The sequence below is a fragment of the Brevundimonas sp. LjRoot202 genome (assembly GCF_964253355.1).
GTDB lineage: Bacteria > Pseudomonadota > Alphaproteobacteria > Caulobacterales > Caulobacteraceae > Brevundimonas.
In genome coordinates, this window is sequence record NZ_CAXUQW020000006.1 from 36,496 (window position 1) to 51,195 (window position 14,700).

A 14,700-nucleotide genomic window follows, 5' to 3' on the forward strand; every position below is an offset into this window, starting at 1 on the left:
GAAGACCCATGCGGCTTCTGGTGGTTGGCAGGCTCAGCGGACAGCTGGCGACGGCGGTGAAGATGGCCATGGCGCACGGCGCCAAGGTCAGCCACGTCGAGCGCGGCGATCAGGCGACGGAGCAACTGCGCCGGGGGCAGGGGGCCGATCTGCTGATGGTCGACTACCGGGTCGACATCGCCGCCCTGATCGCCGCCAACGAGAACGAACGCATCCACGTGCCGGTGGTCGCCTGCGGCGTCGACGCGGACGCCACCGACGCCGCCAACGCCATCCGGGCCGGGGCCAAGGAGTTCATCCCCCTGCCGCCCGAGGCCGACCTGATCGCCGCCGTGCTGTCGGCCGTGGCCGACGACGAGCGTCCGCTGATCTCGGCCGATCCGTCGATGAAGCACGTCATACAGCTGGCCGACCAGGTGGCCCGCTCGGAAGCCTCGATCCTGATCACCGGCGAAAGCGGCGTCGGCAAGGAGGTGATGGCCCGCTACCTGCACGCCGGGTCGAAGCGGTCGGAACGGCCGTTCATCAGCGTCAACTGCGCCGCCATCCCCGACAACCTGCTGGAATCCGAGCTGTTCGGCCACGAGAAGGGGGCCTTCACCGGCGCCATGGCCCGCCGCATCGGCAAGTTCGAGGAGGCCGACGGCGGCACCCTGCTGCTCGACGAAATCAGTGAGATGGACGTCCGCCTTCAGGCCAAGCTGCTGCGCGCCATCCAGGAGCGGGTCATCGACCGCGTCGGCGGGACCAAGCCGGTGCCGGTCAACATCCGCATCATCGCCACCTCGAACCGCGACCTGGCCAAGTCGGTGGCGGAAGGGACCTTCCGCGAGGACCTGCTCTACCGCCTCAACGTCGTGAACCTGCGCCTGCCGGCCCTGCGCGAGCGGCCGGGCGACATCGCCGTGCTGGCCGACCACTTCGTCAAGAAATACGCCGCCGCCAACGGCGTGCCGGTCCGCCCGATCTCGGTCGACGCCAAACGCGCCCTGGTCTCGCACCGCTGGAACGGCAACGTCCGCGAGCTGGAGAACGCCATGCACCGCGCCGTGCTGCTGGCGGTCGGGCCCGAGATCGACGTGGACGCCATCCGCCTGCCCGACGGCCAGCCGCTCACGGCCGGGTCGTTCGGCGCGGCTCACGACGCCGGCCCCGCCGCCCACGCGGCGCACACGGCCGACGCCGTCACCCGCGCCCACGTCGGCCAGACCGTGGCGCAGATGGAGAAGACGCTGATCCTCGACACCCTGTCGCACTGCCTCGGCAACCGCACCCACGCGGCCAACATCCTCGGCATCTCGATCCGCACCCTGCGCAACAAGCTCAACGAATACGCCGACGAGGGAACCAGCATCCCGGCGCCCCAGTCGGGCGTCGCCGCCGCCGGCTACGCGGCGGCCTGAGCATGATCCTCCGCACGGACCGCAGAAGCGTCCTGACCGGCCTCGGCGCGCTCGGCGTCATGGGCTGCTCGCGGCAGGCCGCTCCGCCCCCGGCGAGCCCCGGGCTTCAATCCGGCGCCATCGACCTGTCGTCGCTGGAAGCGCGGCACGGCGGACGGCTCGGCTTCACCGCCCACGACGTGGCCTCGAACCGTCTGCTGGCGTGGCGCGGCGACGAGCGTTTCGTCTATTGTTCGACGTTCAAGATGTACCTCGCCGCCGCGACCCTGCTGCGCGTGCAGGCGGGAGAAGAGCGCCTGGATCGCGCCATCCCGGTCACCCGCGCCGACATGGTCAACCACGCCCCGGTGACCGAACCGGCGATCGGCTCGGCCCTGACGGTCGAGCGGCTCATGCAGGCGGTGGTCGAGGTCAGCGACAATCCCGCGGCCAATCTGCTCTTGAAGGCGTTGGGCGGGATCGAGGCCATGCGCGCCTTCTACCGGGGCATCGGCGACGACAGCACCACCGTCGACCGCTTCGAACCTGAGATGAACCGCCTCGACGGCGACAAGGACACCATCACGCCGCGCCAGTCGGCCGCGAATATTCGCCGTCTGTTCATCGATCCCGCGACCCCGCTTTCGGCCGGATCCCGCGAGATGCTGCTGCGCTGGATGGTCGACTCGCCCACCGGCATGGGCCGCATCAAGGCCGGCGTGCCGGCCGGCTGGCGCGTGGCCCACAAGACCGGAACCGGCGGCTATGGTCCGACCAATGACATCGGCCTCGTGTATCCGCCATCCGGCGATCCCGTGATCATCGCCGCCTATTTCCACGCCACCCGCGTCACCACCGAGGCGCAACGGGAGGCCGTCATTGCGGACGCCACCCGCATGGCCCTTCAGGCCCTCGGCCACGGCGCCGCCGCATGAGCGACGCCGCCGCCACCATGATGAAGGACGGCATGGCCCGTCCCAGCGGGCGCGACATGCTCGGCTGGGTCGCGCGCGGCGAGGTCGGCATGGCGGTCGGCGTCATCGGCGTCATCCTGCTGCTGATCCTGCCGATCCCGGCCTTCCTGATGGACATGCTGCTGGCCATTTCGCTGGTCTCCAGCGTGCTGATCCTGATGACCGCGGTGATGATGAAGCGGCCGCTGGACTTCGCCATCTTCCCGACCGTCCTGCTGGTCTCGACCCTGTTCCGCCTCGGCCTCAACCTGGCCTCGACCCGGCTCGTGCTCAGCCACGGCCATGAGGGGCCCGGCGGCGCCGGTCAGGTGATCCAGGCCTTCGGCAGCCTGATGATGGGCGGCAGCTTCATCATCGGCATCATCATCTTCGCCATCATTCTGGTGGTGAACTTCGTGGTCATCACCAAGGGCTCGACCCGGATCGCCGAGGTCTCGGCCCGCTTCACCCTGGACTCCATGCCGGGCAAGCAGATGGCCATCGACGCCGACCTGTCGTCCGGCCTGATCACCGAGGACCAGGCCAAGCTGCGCCGCAAGGAGCTGGAGCAGGAATCGACCTTCTTCGGGGCCATGGACGGCGCCTCGAAATTCGTCCGCGGCGACGCCGTCGCCGGTCTCATCATCGTCTTCATCAACGTCATCGGCGGCATCCTGATCGGGGTCATCCAGCATGGGATGCCGATCGGCGGGGCGGCGGACAGCTATATCGCCCTGAGCGTCGGCGACGGTCTGGTCACCCAGGTTCCGGCCATCATCATCTCCATCGCCGCCGGCTTTCTGGTGTCCAAGGCCGGCGTCGAAGGCACCGCGGACAAGGCGCTGGTCGCCCAGCTGGCCACCAATCCGGTCAGCCTCGGCGTCGTTTCCGGCGCGGCCGGTCTGATCGGCCTGATCCCCGGCATGCCGCTGATCCCGTTCGCGGCGTTGGCCATCGGGGCCGGCTTCATGGCCTGGCGGCTCGGCCGTCAGCGGCTCAAGCCCAAGCCGAGCGAGGCCGAGATGGCCGCCGCCGCCTCGAGCCCCAAGGAGGATGTCGAGGAGCCGATCGGCACCGCCCTGACCATCGACGAGGTCAAGATCGAGCTCGGCTATTCCCTGCTGTCGCTGATCAACGATCTGGAGGGCCGCCGACTGACCGACCAGGTCCGCGCCCTGCGCCGCTCGCTGGCCCAGGAGTACGGCTTCGTCATGCCGTCGGTGCGCATCCTCGACAACATGCGCCTCGGCACCCAGGGCTACGCCATCCGCATCAAGGAGATGGAGGCCGGCTCGGGCGAGGTCCGCCTGGGCTCGCTGATGGCCATGGATCCCGCCGGCCGCCAGGTCGAACTGCCCGGCGAGCACACGCGCGAGCCCGCCTTCGGCCTGCCGGCCACCTGGATCGATGAAAGCCTGCGCGAGGAGGCCACTTTCCGCGGCTACACCATCGTCGATCCGTCGACGGTGCTGACCACCCACCTGACCGAGATTCTCAAGGAGAACATGGCCGAGCTGCTCTCCTACGCCGAGGTGCAGAAGCTGCTGCGCGAACTCGGTCCGGAAGAGAAGAAGCTGGTCGACGAACTGATCCCCTCGGTGGTCACCGTCACCACCCTGCAGCGGGTGCTGCAGTCGCTGCTGCGCGAGAAGGTGTCGATCCGCGACCTGGCCGCCATCCTCGAGGGCCTCGCGGAGGCGGCGCCGCACACCTCCTCGGTCACCACCCTGGTCGAGCACGTCCGCGCCCGTCTCGCCCGCCAGCTGTGCTGGCAGCACAAGGGCGACGACGGCGCCCTGCCCATCGTCACCCTGTCGCCGGACTGGGAGCAGGCCTTCGCCGAGGCCCTGGTCGGGCAGGGCGAGGACAAGCAACTGGCCATGGCCCCGTCGAAGCTGCAGGACTTCATCCGCGCCGTCCGCGACGTGTTCGAGCGCGCCGCCATGGCCGGCGAGACCGCCGTCCTGCTGACCGGCCCGCAGGTCCGGCCCTACGTCCGCTCGATCATCGAACGCTTCCGCGGCCAGACCGTGGTGATGAGCCAGAACGAGGTCCACCCCAAGGCGCGGCTGCGGACCATCGGGACGGTCTAGGGAAGCCGGCGGCTCGGGGGTATAAGGGGCGCAGATCCCAGGGAGGGTTGCCCCATGCGTCTCGTGGTCCTTGTCGCCGCCCTGACCGTGCTGACGGGCGGTCCCGCCGTCGCCCAGGCGTCCGGCCCGCTGGAAGACACGTCCAGCGTCGAGGCGAACGGCCATCGGATCATCCAGCTGTCGGTCGAGGTTCCGGCGCCCCCGTCCGAGGTCTGGTCCGCCCTGACCACGTCCGAGGGCTGGCGCCGCCTGGGGGTCAGCTTCGCCCAGGTCGATTTCCGGACCGGCGGGATGATCGAGACCGGCTACGCTCCGGGCGCGGCGGCCGGCGCCGCGGGCAACATCCGCAACCAGATCGTCGCCTATGTGCCCGGGCGGATGCTGGCCATCCGCAATGTGCAGGCGCCGCCCGGCTTCCCGCACGCGGCCGAGTTCGCGGAGACCGCGACAGTCATGGAGCTCGACCCGGTCGGGGAGGATCGGACCCGGGTGACCCTGACGGCCACCGGCTTCGCGCCGGGGCCGGCCTTTGACACGCTCTATGGCTTCTTCCTGCGCGGCAACGGCCAGACGCTGGAGATGCTGCGGGACAGCTTCGCGGCCGAGTGACCTATTCCGCCTCGGTCCAGCCTCCGGCCGAGGCATTGCGGGCCACGTCGTTGGCCGGGCGGGCCACCAGTCCCGACTGGGTGATCCACACCTCGTACCGCGCCCCGTCGGCCATCGGCATGTAGGCGCCGCCGCCGTAGAGGGTGTCGACCGCGTCGACGTATTTCCGGTATTTCCGCGCCGTGTCCCAGGCGCTGACCGTCCACGGCAGCCAGCCCGGCCGGGCGTCGCCGCCCGTGAGCGGATGCACGCTGCGCGCGCCGTTGATCTCCTGCTCGATCGAGCGGTAGCGGCCCGACAGCCGGTCGAGCCGGTATTGCGTGTCGAGCCCCAGAACATTGGCCCACGGCTTCCACTTCAGCACCTGGGCCTCGATCCGCCACTCGTCGCCGTGCAGCGGATACAGGTTGCTGACCGCCGGCGCGTCCTCGCCCCGCTGCGGCTGCATCACCGTCGCCTCAAAATACTGCGGACCCAGCTGGCGGGTCTCGATCGTCGCCACCGGCCGCTCATGGGTCAGCCGCGCATAGGTCTGGACGTCCAGTCCCAGCAGGGCCGCGATCAGGGCTGCGGCGATAAAGCCGGCCCCCCCGATCCCGCCGAGCAGCCCGGTGAAGAACCGCCCCCTGAACAGACCGCCCAGCCCGCGAAACAGCAACACCAGCCCGATCAGTCCGATCAGCGCCGGCGCGATCCACCACCACCAAACCATGTCGTTACTCCCACCCCTGCGGACCGATCTTTAGCCTAAATCCGCGAAAGAGGGACGGTTTCCCTCCCCGCGCGACTGGACAGGCCCAAACACGGCGCTAATGCTCGCGCCTGATGTTTTCGGCCTTCCGCCCGTCCCTGCCGGCCCTCCTCCAGTTCGCGCGGACGCCGAGCATCGGGCGAACGATCGTGGCCCTGCTGGCCGGGGCCATCGCCCTGCTGCTGACGGTCAACATCGCCACCTTCGTCATGATTCAGCGCACGGCGGCGTTCAACGATCAGGTCGAGCGGTCGCAGCAGGTTCGCCGGGCCGCCCATGACCTGCTGCTGTCGCTGGTCGACGCCGAGACCGGCCAGAGGGGCTTCCTGCTCTCCGGCCGCCCCGAATTCCTCGATCCCTACATCCGCGCCGAGGTCCTGGCGCCCGAGGAAATGCGGGAGCTCGAGCACCTGACGGCGGGCGATACCGAGCTCGGGCCGCACGTCGCGACCATGCTGGAGGCGGCCCGGGAGAGGCTGGTCGAACAGGAGCGCACCGTCACCCTGGCGCGCACCGGCCGGGTGGGGCAGGCGGTCCAGATGGTGCGTGCGGGCGAGGGCCAGTCGCTGATGGACGCGATCCGGACCGAGGTCGCCGCCATCGACGAGATCGAGAACGAACGACTGACGTCGAGGACCCGCCAGTCCGAGCGCGGCTCGCGCCTGACGCTGGGGGCCAACGCCCTCGGTGGTCTGCTGGTGGTGATCCTGGCGGCCATCACCGTCTGGCTGGTCCGCCGATATGTCGGCGAAATCCAGGCCGCCCGCGAGAGCCTCGACCGCATGAACGCCGGCCTGGAGGGGCAGGTCCGCGACCGCACCGCCCAGCTGACCCGCGCCCGCGACCGGGCCGAGGCCATGCTGCGCGAGGTCAACCACCGCGTCGGCAACTCCCTGCAGCTGGTCTCCAGCTTCATGTCGCTGCAACTGCGCGACCTCGCCGACGAGGGCGCCCGCGAGGCGCTCCGGGAGGCGCAGGCCCGGATCGAGGCCGTGGCCCACGTGCACCGCCGCCTCTACACCTCCGACGACATGACCTCGGTGGCCATGGACGAATACCTCGAGGGCCTCGTCGCCGAACTGGGCAAGTCGCTGGCCCCCGGCGCCGGCTCCCCGACCCTGACGCTGACGGCGGCGCCCCTGAACGTGTCGACCGACCAGGCCGTATCGATCGGCGTGATCGTCACCGAACTGGTCACCAACGCCGTCAAATACGCCTACGGCCCCGGCCAGGCCGGCGAGATCCGCGTCATTCTCGCACCCGACGCCCGCCGCGGCCGGGCCCTGCTGACGGTCGAGGACGACGGCCCCGGCCTCGGCGGCGGCCAGCCGCGCGGCACCGGCCTCGGCGGCAAGATCATTTCGGCCATGGCTTCGGGCCTGCGCTCGGCGGTCGAGTACGACGCCTCCCACGCCGGCGTCCGCGCCCGGCTCGCCTTCGACCTCTAGCGATACGGCCCCGCCCATGCTCCAGTTCGGCGACCGCGATCCGGCCCTAGACTACCGCTCCCGGCCCACCGCCTTCGGCCTGGTCTTCCACGACGGCAAGCTGGCCTGCGTCCGCGTCGATCGGGGCGAGGCCAGCTATTACGACCTGCCCGGCGGCGCCATCGACGGCGACGAGACCGGTGAACAGGCCCTGGTCCGCGAGTTCGTCGAGGAGACCGGCATGGCGGTCCGGCCCTTCGCCCGCATCGCCGAGGCGGCCCAGTATTTCCGCAGGTCCGACGGCACGCCGATCAACAACATCGGCGGCTTCTGGATCGCCGAACAGCTCTCGCTCGACCCCGCCGCCAAGGTCGAGCCGGACCACGAGCTCGTCTGGCTGCACCCGCACACGGCGCTGAACGAGTTGCGCCACGACGCCCACGCCTGGGCCGTCGCGGTGTGGCTGCGGCGCAAGTGACGGCGCGCGGCCAAGCGCCGCCTTACGGAACATCCGACTGATCCCGCTCGCTTTCCTGACCCCGGCCGCCAATCCGGCGGCCTCATCAGGAGTAGTGTCGATGCCCCATCATGATCGTATCGAAGGCGCCGCCAGAAACATGGGCGGCAAGGCCAAGGAGGCGGCCGGACATGTCACCGGCGACGAAAAACTGAAGGCCGAGGGCAAGGCCGATCAGATGTCCGGCAAGGTCCAGAACGCCGTCGGCGGGCTGAAGGACACCCTGCGCGACGACAAGCGCCACTGAGCGCGGCGTGGGCGGCGGCGCTAGTCGTCGTCGCCGCCCAGGCGAATGCGCAGCCCGTCCTCGGCGGGTTCGCTCCCGTCGGCGGGCCGGCATTCCTCGGTCCAGATCACACCGCCCTCGCGCAGCGCCCGCGGCCGGGTTTCGCAGGTCCGGTCCACCAGCCGGGCCGTCGCCGGACCCGACCGGCTCGGCGCGCCGCACTGCAGGGCGTAGCGGTCGCCCGCCGCCTCCTGGCGGCAGTTGTCCGCCGCGACGCCGGCCGCCAGCCCGACCGGCAGGGCGTCGCCCAGATTGGCCGCCAGGGCGCTGCGCACCCGCGCCTGGCACGTCTCCATGCTCTCGTCGGCGCCGCGCACCAGCGGACTGCATTCCGAGCGCTCGTAGCCGTACGGGTCTGATCGCGCCCAGTCCGGGATGGCCGGCACGGCGGCGGGCGTCTCGACGGCGACCGGCTCAGGCGGGGCGGGCGCCTGCCACACTACTTGTCCGGCGGCGGCTTGCTGAAGGATGACGGCGGCGACGAGGGCGAGCATGGCGGACCTCCCGATACGTTCACCGTGAAGTTAGCCTATTTGGCGAGCGCCCGCATCGCCTTCTCAAGTCCCTCGAGCGTCAGCGGATACATCCGCTCGTCGACCAGTTCGCGGATCATCCCGACCGAGGCCGAATAGCTCCAGTAGCGCTCGGGCGACGGATTCAGCCACGCCACCTTGTCCCACTGCTGCGCGGCCCGCTTCAGCCACACCGCCCCGGCCTCCTCGTTCCAGTGTTCGACCGAGCCGCCCGGCATGGTCACCTCGTAGGGGCTCATGGTCGCGTCGCCGACGAAGATGGCCCGCCAGTCGGCCGGGTATTTGTGCAGCAGCTCCCAGGTCGGCAGCTTCTCGGTGTGCCGGCGCCGGTTGTCCTTCCACACCCCCTCGTAGAGGCAGTTGTGGAAGTAGAAGAACTCCAGGTGCTTGAACTCGGTCTTCGCGGCCGAGAACAGCTCCTCGCACATCTTCACATGGGCATCCATCGAGCCGCCGATGTCGAGGAACAGCAGCACCTTGATGGTGTTGCGTCGCTCGGGCCGCATGTGGATGTCCAGCCAGCCTTGCCGCGCCGTGCCGTCGATGGTGGCGTCCATGTCCAGCTCGTCCGGCGCGCCCTGCCGCGCGAAACGGCGCAGGCGGCGCAGGGCGACCTTGATGTTGCGCGTGCCGAGTTCGACCTGATCGTCCAGATTGCGGTACTCGCGCTTCTCCCACACCTTGACCGCGCGACCCTGCCGCCCCGGCCCGCCGACGCGCACGCCTTCGGGATTGTAGCCGCCGTGCCCGAACGGGCTGGTTCCGCCGGTGCCGATCCATTTCGAGCCGCCCTCGTGCCGGCCCTGCTGCTCTTCGAGACGCTGCTTCAGCGTCTCCATCAGCTTCTCGAACCCGCCCAGCGCCTCGATCTGGGCCTTCTCCTCGTCGGTCAGGTATTTCTCGTTGAGCAGCCGAAGCCAGTCCTCGGGCACGTCCAGCGCCGGTTCGTCGCCCGCGCCGACGGTCTCGATCCCGGCGAACACCTTGCCGAACACCTGGTCGAAGCGGTCGTAATGCTTCTCGTCCTTGACCAGCACCGCCCGCGACAGGTGGTAGAAGTCGTCGACCTTCCGCCCCGCCACGTCCTTGTCCATGGCCTCCATCAGATGGAGCCATTCCTTCATCGACACGGGCACTTTCGCGTCGCGGAGGGCGGTGAAGAAGGGCAGGAGCATCCAGGTCGTTCCGGAACGTGAGGCGGCGCGCAGGCCATCATAGCGCGTTCCCCGCTTCCAGGCAGCCGCGCGTCATCGGCGCTTGAAGGTCCGAACGCGCGGCGTCTAGGAAGGACGCCATGACGGATATGCGCACCACCATCGACCAACTGGCCGCAAAGGCCATGGCCGCCATCCAGGGCGGAGACGCGGCCGGGGCGCACGCCGCCGTCGACCGGGCGCTGCAGATAAGCCCGCAGGATCTCCGCGCCCTCCTGACCAAGGCGGACGTGCTGGCGGCGCAGGGCGCGGCGCGCGAGGCCAACATGTACTACGGCGCCGTCCTGCAGCGGGCGTCGGCGGGCGTTGCAGCCGGCATGCCCCAGGACCTCGCCGCCGGCGTCGCGCGGGCCCGCGCCTTCCGCGAGCGGCTGGTGGCCGAGCGGGGCGCCATACTCCAGCAGGCGTTGGCGGGGGCCGGCTACGAGGCTGGACGGTCCGATCCGCGCTTCACCCACGCCCTGGACCTGATGATGGGCAGGCGGAAACCGTACATGCCGCAGCCCAAGACCCTCTATTATCCAGAGCTTCCCGTCCGCCAGTTCTATCCGCGCGCCGACTTCCCCTGGCTGGACAAGGTGGAGGCCGCCGTCGACGCAATGACGGAAGAACTGCACGCCCTGCTTCACGAGGACGCCGGCTTCACGCCCTATCTGCAGAGCGCGCCGGGCCTTCCGAACCAGCCGGACTATCCGCTGATCGACAGCATGGACTGGAGCACCGCCTTCCTGTGGAAGGACGGCGAGGAGACGCCGAACGCCGCCCGTTGCCCGCGCACGATGGCGGCGCTGGCCGACGTGCCGCTGTGCCGGGTGAAGGGGCGCTCGCCCCAGGTGATGTTCTCGCAGCTGAAGCCCGGCGCCCATATCAAGCCGCACCACGGCTTCGTGAACACCCGGCTGATCTGCCATGTGCCCCTGATCGTCCCGCCGGGCTGCCGCTTCCGCGTCGGCAACGAGGTGCGCGAGTGGGAGCGGGGCAAGGCCTGGGTGTTCGACGACACGATCGAGCACGAGGCGGTCAACCAGAGCGACCGCACCCGCGTGGTTCTGATCTTCGACATCTGGCGGCCGGAACTCAGCGAGGAGGAGCGGGGCCTCGTCGCCACCCTCCTCGAGACGCTGGACGCCCATTCCCCCTCCCGCCGCGAAGGCGACTGACGCCGGTCAGCCCGCGAGCCGCCCGATCTGCTGCTCCGCGTCCGAAGGTCGTGCATGGCGGGCGAACCGTCGGGTCCGCGGCCGGTTCCGTCAGCCGCGCCGCAGAATGAACTCGTCGTCCAGCCACCGCCCGACCGGATACTGATACGTCCCGGCCTTCTCGAACCCGTAGGCCGCATACAGCTTCTGGGCCTTCAGGTTGCCGCTCCAGACGCCGATCCACAGCGGCCCGTCGCTGTGGGCGTCCATCCAGTCCAGCGCCACCGCCAGCAGGTTCGTCCCCAGCCCCAGCCCCTGCGCCGTCTTCGACACATACAGCCGCCGCAGCTCGGCGTGGCTGGCCCGCGCCTCGGGATGCGGGAGGGTGTTCGGCCCGGTGTTGGCGAAGGCCAGCAGTTCGCCTTCCTGCTCCGCCACCCACCACGCCGCGCCCGGCTCCTTCAGCTTCGTCCGGATCGTCTCCGGGCTGAAGCTGGCGTCGAGAAAGGCTTGCAGATCGTCGGCCGGATAGGGGATGCCGAACCCCGCCACGAAGGTGTCGATGAAGGTCTGCCGTCCCAGCTCGCCCAGCGCGGCGGCGTCGGCTTCGGTGGCGGGGCGGATCACGGCGTCGGTCATGATCCGCCCCTTAACGTCAGAATCCGGTCAGGGCGAGCTTGCCGATCGTTGTCCCGCTCTCCAGCCGCCGGTGGCCCTCGCGCAGGGTTTCCGCCGACAGCGGGCCCAGCACCTCGGTCAGGGCGCTGCGGATGCGTCCGGCGTCGACCAGCGCCGCCACCTCGGACAGGATTTCATGCTGCCGGATCATGTCGGGCGTGCCCTGCACCGACCGCGTGAACATGCTTTCGAGCGCCAGGCCCACGGACCTGGATTTCAGGCTGTCGAACGGACCCGGAGGGAGGTCGTCGATCATGCCGATCACGCCCTGCGGGGCGACGGCCCGGACCAGGGCCTCGAAATGCCGCGGCGTCTGGGTCAGGGAGGCGATGTATTTCGGGGCGCGCTCGCCGGCGGCGGCCAGCGCCTCGTCCAGCGGCCCGCTGTGATCGATCACCGCATGAGCGCCAAGGTCGAGACACCACGCCCGCGTCTCGGGACGCGAGGCGGTCGCCACCACGCGCAGCCGCGTCTTCGCCCGGGCGATCTGGATCATGGCCGAGCCGACCCCGCCGGCGCCGCCGACGACCAGCAGCGTCTCGTCCTCGTCCGCGCCCGCCCTCATCCGGTCGAACAGCAGCTCCCACGCGGTCAGCGACGTCAGCGGCAGGGCGGCGGCCTGGGGAAAGTCGAGCGATCGAGGCTTCGGGCCGACGATCCGCTCGTCGACCGCCTGCCGTTCGGCGTTCGAGCCGGGGCGGTTGATCTGCCCGGCATGGAAGACCTCGTCGCCGACCTTGAACAGGCTGACCCCGGGGCCGACCGCCGTGACGACGCCGGCGGCGTCGTAGCCGAGAATGTCGGGCGCGCCGTCGCCGGGCGTGCGGCTGAGCCGGACCTTGTAGTCCACCGGGTTCAGGGCGACGGCCCTGACCTCGACCAGCAGGTCGCGGGGCCGCAGTTCGGGCTCGGGGGCGTCGATCTCGACGAAGGCGGACGGATCGGTGACTGGACGCGGACCCGGGGTGACGATGGCTTTCATGTCTGGACTCCATTGTGGGTCCCGCCCAGCTGATGCATCCTTTCACGATCTACAAGTACGCCACTTTTGTGCAGGTAGTGCCCAAATGGATACCGCCTCCCGCCTTCACCAGAACCCGATCCGTCGCCGTGTGCGCGGCGGCGAGTGCGTCGTGGACGCCGCCCTCGACGTGATCGGCGGCAAGTGGAAGGGCATGATCGTCTACCAGCTGCTCGACGCGGGCCCCCTGCGCTTCAACGCCCTGCGCCGTGAGGTCGGCGACATCACCCAACGCATGCTGACCAAGCAGTTGCGCGAACTCGAGGACGACGGCCTGGTGGCGCGCACCGTCTACGCCGAGGTGCCGCCGCGCGTGGAGTATCGGCTGACTATGGGCGGCGCGGCCCTGGCCCCCGTCATCATCGCCCTCAAGGCATGGGGCGAGGACCACCTGCGCGCCCCCACGACCCGGGAAGCGGCGTGACCGTCACCCTCTTCACCCACCCCGACATGATCGGGCACCGGCCCGGCGCCGGCCACCCCGAACGGCCCGAGCGGCTCAAGGCGGTGCTCGACGCGCTCGACGACGCCGGCCTGTCCGGCGACCGCCGCGCCGCCGCTGAAGCATCCATCACCGACCTCGAGCGCCTGCACCCGGTCGCCTATGTCGCCAACCTGATGAACGCCGCCCCGATGGACGGGCTGAATGCGCTCGACGCCGACACCGTGCTGTCGTCGGGCAGCGTCCGCGCCGCCCGCCTCGCCGCCGGGGCCGTGATCGACGCGGTCCGCGCTGTCGCCCGGGGCGAGACCGTTCGCGCCTTCGCCGCCGTCCGCCCGCCCGGCCACCACGCCGAGCCCGGCCGGGCCATGGGCTTCTGCCTGTTCTCCAACGTCGCCATCGCCGCCCGCGTGGCCCAGTCGGAGGGCCTGGCCCGCGTCGCGGTGGTCGATTTCGACGTCCACCACGGCAACGGCACCCAGGCCGCCTTCGAGGCCGACGACAGCCTGTTCCTCGGCTCCATCCACCAGATGCCGCTCTATCCCGGCTCGGGCGCGGCGTCCGAGACCGGCGTCGGCAACATCGTCAACGCCCCTGTGCCGCCCCACGCCGCCCGCGAGGCGTGGCGCGCGACCTTCTCCGGCGCCCTGATGCCGGCGCTGGAAGCCTTCCGTCCCGACCTGGTCCTGGTCTCGGCCGGCTTCGACGCCCACCGCCGCGATCCGCTCGCCCACCAGAGCCTCGAGGCCGAGGATTTCGCCTGGGCCACCCGCGCCGTGGTCGAGGTCGCGCGATCGTGCTGCGGCGGCAAGGTTGTTTCCTCGCTCGAGGGCGGTTACGACCTAGAAGGGCTCGGCCGTTCGGCGGTCGCCCATGTCCAGGCTTTGGGGGAGGACTAGGGGGCCGGATCGCAAAATGCTTTTCCGCCCGTCGCTCATGTCAGCTCCTGCCCGCGAACCCTTGCCCGATCACCCCGCCCCGGCGCCGCTTCCCCGGCCGGCGGCGCTCGTCGCCGTCCGCCCGGGCGCCATCGTCCTGGCCCGTCACGGCGAGCCGGCCCTGTCGCGCAAATGCCTGCTCACCTCCGACCAGTATCGTGACTGGTGGGCGAAGTACGAAGTCGGCGGCCTGCGCGCCGGCCAGACCCCGCCGCCCGAGCTGCTGGCCACGGCCGAGGGTGCGGGCGCCATCTACGCCTCGACCCGCCCGCGCGCCCAGGAAACCGCCGCCGCCATCGCCGCCGGCCGCGAGGTGATGAGCGACGCCCTGTTTATCGAGGCCCCCCTGCCGCCGCCGCACTTCCCCTCGTGGTTCAAGCTGCCGCCGAAATACTGGGGCGCGGTGGCCCGCATCTGGTGGCACGCCTTCAACCACCACGAGGGCCAGGAGACCCGCCGCGAGGCCGAGGCCCGTTCCGAGGCCGCCGCCCGGGCCCTGATCGCCCGCGCCGAGTCCGGCCAGGACGTGCTGGTCCTCGCCCACGGCTATTTCAATCACATGGTCGGCAAGCGGCTGAAGGCCGACGGCTGGAAGCTGGTCGAGAACCAGGGCTACAAATACTGGTCCCAGCGGCGCTACGAACGGCGCTGACGCCGGAAAACGGATCACCTTGATCCTTGTCGTTGAAGCCGCGCGTCCGCCCCTCTAGGGTCGCC

General features: G+C 70.3%; 16 protein-coding genes. 11 read left to right on the plus strand and 5 right to left on the minus strand.

What is annotated here, in order from left to right:
* Window positions 1-8: 8 nt before the first annotated feature.
* Genes flbD through ACSQ1L_RS11370 form a run of 4 tightly spaced genes read left to right on the plus strand, consistent with a single transcriptional unit; the run spans window position 9 to window position 5,037 of the window.
* Window positions 9-1,403 (plus strand): sigma-54-dependent transcriptional regulator FlbD, encoded by a 1,395-nt coding sequence (flbD, locus tag ACSQ1L_RS11355; RefSeq protein ID WP_435994855.1) that lies wholly within the window; start codon window positions 9-11, stop codon window positions 1,401-1,403.
* Window positions 1,404-1,405: 2 nt separating this feature from the next.
* On the plus strand, window positions 1,406-2,317 hold the full coding sequence (gene bla / locus ACSQ1L_RS11360) for a class A beta-lactamase (RefSeq protein ID WP_435994856.1): 912 nt from the start codon (window positions 1,406-1,408) through the stop codon (window positions 2,315-2,317).
* The gene (gene flhA, locus ACSQ1L_RS11365) at window positions 2,314-4,428 is read left to right on the plus strand and encodes a flagellar biosynthesis protein FlhA (RefSeq protein ID WP_435994857.1); all 2,115 of its coding nucleotides are present in this window, start codon (window positions 2,314-2,316) and stop codon (window positions 4,426-4,428) included. Before bla ends, flhA begins: the two co-directional genes overlap by 4 nt.
* Window positions 4,429-4,482: 54 nt before the next feature.
* A complete protein-coding gene (locus ACSQ1L_RS11370) occupies window positions 4,483-5,037 on the plus strand; it encodes an SRPBCC family protein (protein WP_435994858.1) in 555 nt (184 codons plus the stop codon).
* A gap of 1 nt (window position 5,038) precedes the next feature.
* Here ACSQ1L_RS11370 and ACSQ1L_RS11375 read toward each other — a convergent pair whose 3' ends face one another.
* Entirely contained in the window at window positions 5,039-5,749 is a 711-nt protein-coding gene (locus tag ACSQ1L_RS11375) for a hypothetical protein (protein WP_435994859.1), read from the minus strand.
* A gap of 113 nt (window positions 5,750-5,862) precedes the next feature.
* Here ACSQ1L_RS11375 and ACSQ1L_RS11380 point away from each other — a divergent pair, with 113 nt between their 5' ends.
* From ACSQ1L_RS11380 to ACSQ1L_RS11390, 3 genes are all read left to right on the plus strand, one after another.
* A complete protein-coding gene (locus ACSQ1L_RS11380) occupies window positions 5,863-7,236 on the plus strand; it encodes a sensor histidine kinase (RefSeq protein WP_435994860.1) in 1,374 nt (457 codons plus the stop codon).
* 16 nt (window positions 7,237-7,252) lie between these two features.
* Window positions 7,253-7,693, plus strand: coding sequence for an NUDIX domain-containing protein (locus ACSQ1L_RS11385; RefSeq protein WP_435994861.1), 441 nt, complete (start codon window positions 7,253-7,255; stop codon window positions 7,691-7,693).
* 100 nt (window positions 7,694-7,793) lie between these two features.
* Window positions 7,794-7,979, plus strand: coding sequence for a CsbD family protein (locus tag ACSQ1L_RS11390; protein ID WP_435994862.1), 186 nt, complete (start codon window positions 7,794-7,796; stop codon window positions 7,977-7,979).
* A 20-nt stretch (window positions 7,980-7,999) separates the two neighbouring features.
* Here ACSQ1L_RS11390 and ACSQ1L_RS11395 read toward each other — a convergent pair whose 3' ends face one another.
* Both ACSQ1L_RS11395 and ACSQ1L_RS11400 read right to left on the minus strand, forming a co-directional pair.
* Complete coding sequence (locus ACSQ1L_RS11395; protein ID WP_435994863.1) at window positions 8,000-8,512, minus strand: hypothetical protein; 513 nt, start codon at window positions 8,510-8,512, stop codon at window positions 8,000-8,002.
* Between the two features lie 35 nt (window positions 8,513-8,547).
* Entirely contained in the window at window positions 8,548-9,726 is a 1,179-nt protein-coding gene (locus ACSQ1L_RS11400) for a vWA domain-containing protein (RefSeq protein WP_435994864.1), read from the minus strand.
* A 119-nt stretch (window positions 9,727-9,845) separates the two neighbouring features.
* On the opposite strand from ACSQ1L_RS11400, the gene ACSQ1L_RS11405 reads away from it, so the two are divergent.
* Window positions 9,846-10,925 (plus strand): aspartyl/asparaginyl beta-hydroxylase domain-containing protein, encoded by a 1,080-nt coding sequence (locus ACSQ1L_RS11405; RefSeq protein WP_435994865.1) that lies wholly within the window; start codon window positions 9,846-9,848, stop codon window positions 10,923-10,925.
* Between the two features lie 90 nt (window positions 10,926-11,015).
* Here ACSQ1L_RS11405 and ACSQ1L_RS11410 read toward each other — a convergent pair whose 3' ends face one another.
* Window positions 11,016-11,543, minus strand: coding sequence for an N-acetyltransferase family protein (locus tag ACSQ1L_RS11410; RefSeq protein ID WP_435994866.1), 528 nt, complete (start codon window positions 11,541-11,543; stop codon window positions 11,016-11,018).
* A 16-nt stretch (window positions 11,544-11,559) separates the two neighbouring features.
* Window positions 11,560-12,564, minus strand: coding sequence for a zinc-binding alcohol dehydrogenase family protein (locus ACSQ1L_RS11415; protein WP_435994867.1), 1,005 nt, complete (start codon window positions 12,562-12,564; stop codon window positions 11,560-11,562).
* Window positions 12,565-12,649: 85 nt separating this feature from the next.
* Here ACSQ1L_RS11415 and ACSQ1L_RS11420 point away from each other — a divergent pair, with 85 nt between their 5' ends.
* The 3 genes from ACSQ1L_RS11420 to ACSQ1L_RS11430 are packed head-to-tail and all read left to right on the plus strand — an operon-like array spanning window position 12,650 to window position 14,635.
* Complete coding sequence (locus ACSQ1L_RS11420) at window positions 12,650-13,027, plus strand: winged helix-turn-helix transcriptional regulator (RefSeq protein WP_435994868.1); 378 nt, start codon at window positions 12,650-12,652, stop codon at window positions 13,025-13,027.
* Window positions 13,024-13,944: a histone deacetylase family protein gene (locus ACSQ1L_RS11425; RefSeq protein WP_435994869.1), complete on the plus strand. Its 921-nt coding sequence runs from the start codon at window positions 13,024-13,026 to the stop codon at window positions 13,942-13,944. Before ACSQ1L_RS11420 ends, ACSQ1L_RS11425 begins: the two co-directional genes overlap by 4 nt.
* Before the next feature lie 37 nt (window positions 13,945-13,981).
* Entirely contained in the window at window positions 13,982-14,635 is a 654-nt protein-coding gene (locus ACSQ1L_RS11430) for a histidine phosphatase family protein (protein ID WP_435994976.1), read from the plus strand.
* Window positions 14,636-14,700 lie beyond the last annotated feature (65 nt).

What these genes read in the sequence shown, in the direction of transcription:
- flbD (WP_435994855.1), top strand. Translation starts at nt 9, where the DNA reads ATGCGGCTTCTGGTGGTTGGCAGGCTCAGCGGACAGCTGGCGACGGCG.
- bla (WP_435994856.1), top strand. Translation starts at nt 1,406, where the DNA reads ATGATCCTCCGCACGGACCGCAGAAGCGTCCTGACCGGCCTCGGCGCG.
- flhA (WP_435994857.1), top strand. Translation starts at nt 2,314, where the DNA reads ATGAGCGACGCCGCCGCCACCATGATGAAGGACGGCATGGCCCGTCCC.
- ACSQ1L_RS11370 (WP_435994858.1), top strand. Translation starts at nt 4,483, where the DNA reads ATGCGTCTCGTGGTCCTTGTCGCCGCCCTGACCGTGCTGACGGGCGGT.
- ACSQ1L_RS11375 (WP_435994859.1), bottom strand. Translation starts at nt 5,749, where the DNA reads ATGGTTTGGTGGTGGTGGATCGCGCCGGCGCTGATCGGACTGATCGGG.
- ACSQ1L_RS11380 (WP_435994860.1), top strand. Translation starts at nt 5,863, where the DNA reads ATGTTTTCGGCCTTCCGCCCGTCCCTGCCGGCCCTCCTCCAGTTCGCG.
- ACSQ1L_RS11385 (WP_435994861.1), top strand. Translation starts at nt 7,253, where the DNA reads ATGCTCCAGTTCGGCGACCGCGATCCGGCCCTAGACTACCGCTCCCGG.
- ACSQ1L_RS11390 (WP_435994862.1), top strand. Translation starts at nt 7,794, where the DNA reads ATGCCCCATCATGATCGTATCGAAGGCGCCGCCAGAAACATGGGCGGC.
- ACSQ1L_RS11395 (WP_435994863.1), bottom strand. Translation starts at nt 8,512, where the DNA reads ATGCTCGCCCTCGTCGCCGCCGTCATCCTTCAGCAAGCCGCCGCCGGA.
- ACSQ1L_RS11400 (WP_435994864.1), bottom strand. Translation starts at nt 9,726, where the DNA reads ATGCTCCTGCCCTTCTTCACCGCCCTCCGCGACGCGAAAGTGCCCGTG.
- ACSQ1L_RS11405 (WP_435994865.1), top strand. Translation starts at nt 9,846, where the DNA reads ATGACGGATATGCGCACCACCATCGACCAACTGGCCGCAAAGGCCATG.
- ACSQ1L_RS11410 (WP_435994866.1), bottom strand. Translation starts at nt 11,543, where the DNA reads ATGACCGACGCCGTGATCCGCCCCGCCACCGAAGCCGACGCCGCCGCG.
- ACSQ1L_RS11415 (WP_435994867.1), bottom strand. Translation starts at nt 12,564, where the DNA reads ATGAAAGCCATCGTCACCCCGGGTCCGCGTCCAGTCACCGATCCGTCC.
- ACSQ1L_RS11420 (WP_435994868.1), top strand. Translation starts at nt 12,650, where the DNA reads ATGGATACCGCCTCCCGCCTTCACCAGAACCCGATCCGTCGCCGTGTG.
- ACSQ1L_RS11430 (WP_435994976.1), top strand. Translation starts at nt 13,982, where the DNA reads ATGTCAGCTCCTGCCCGCGAACCCTTGCCCGATCACCCCGCCCCGGCG.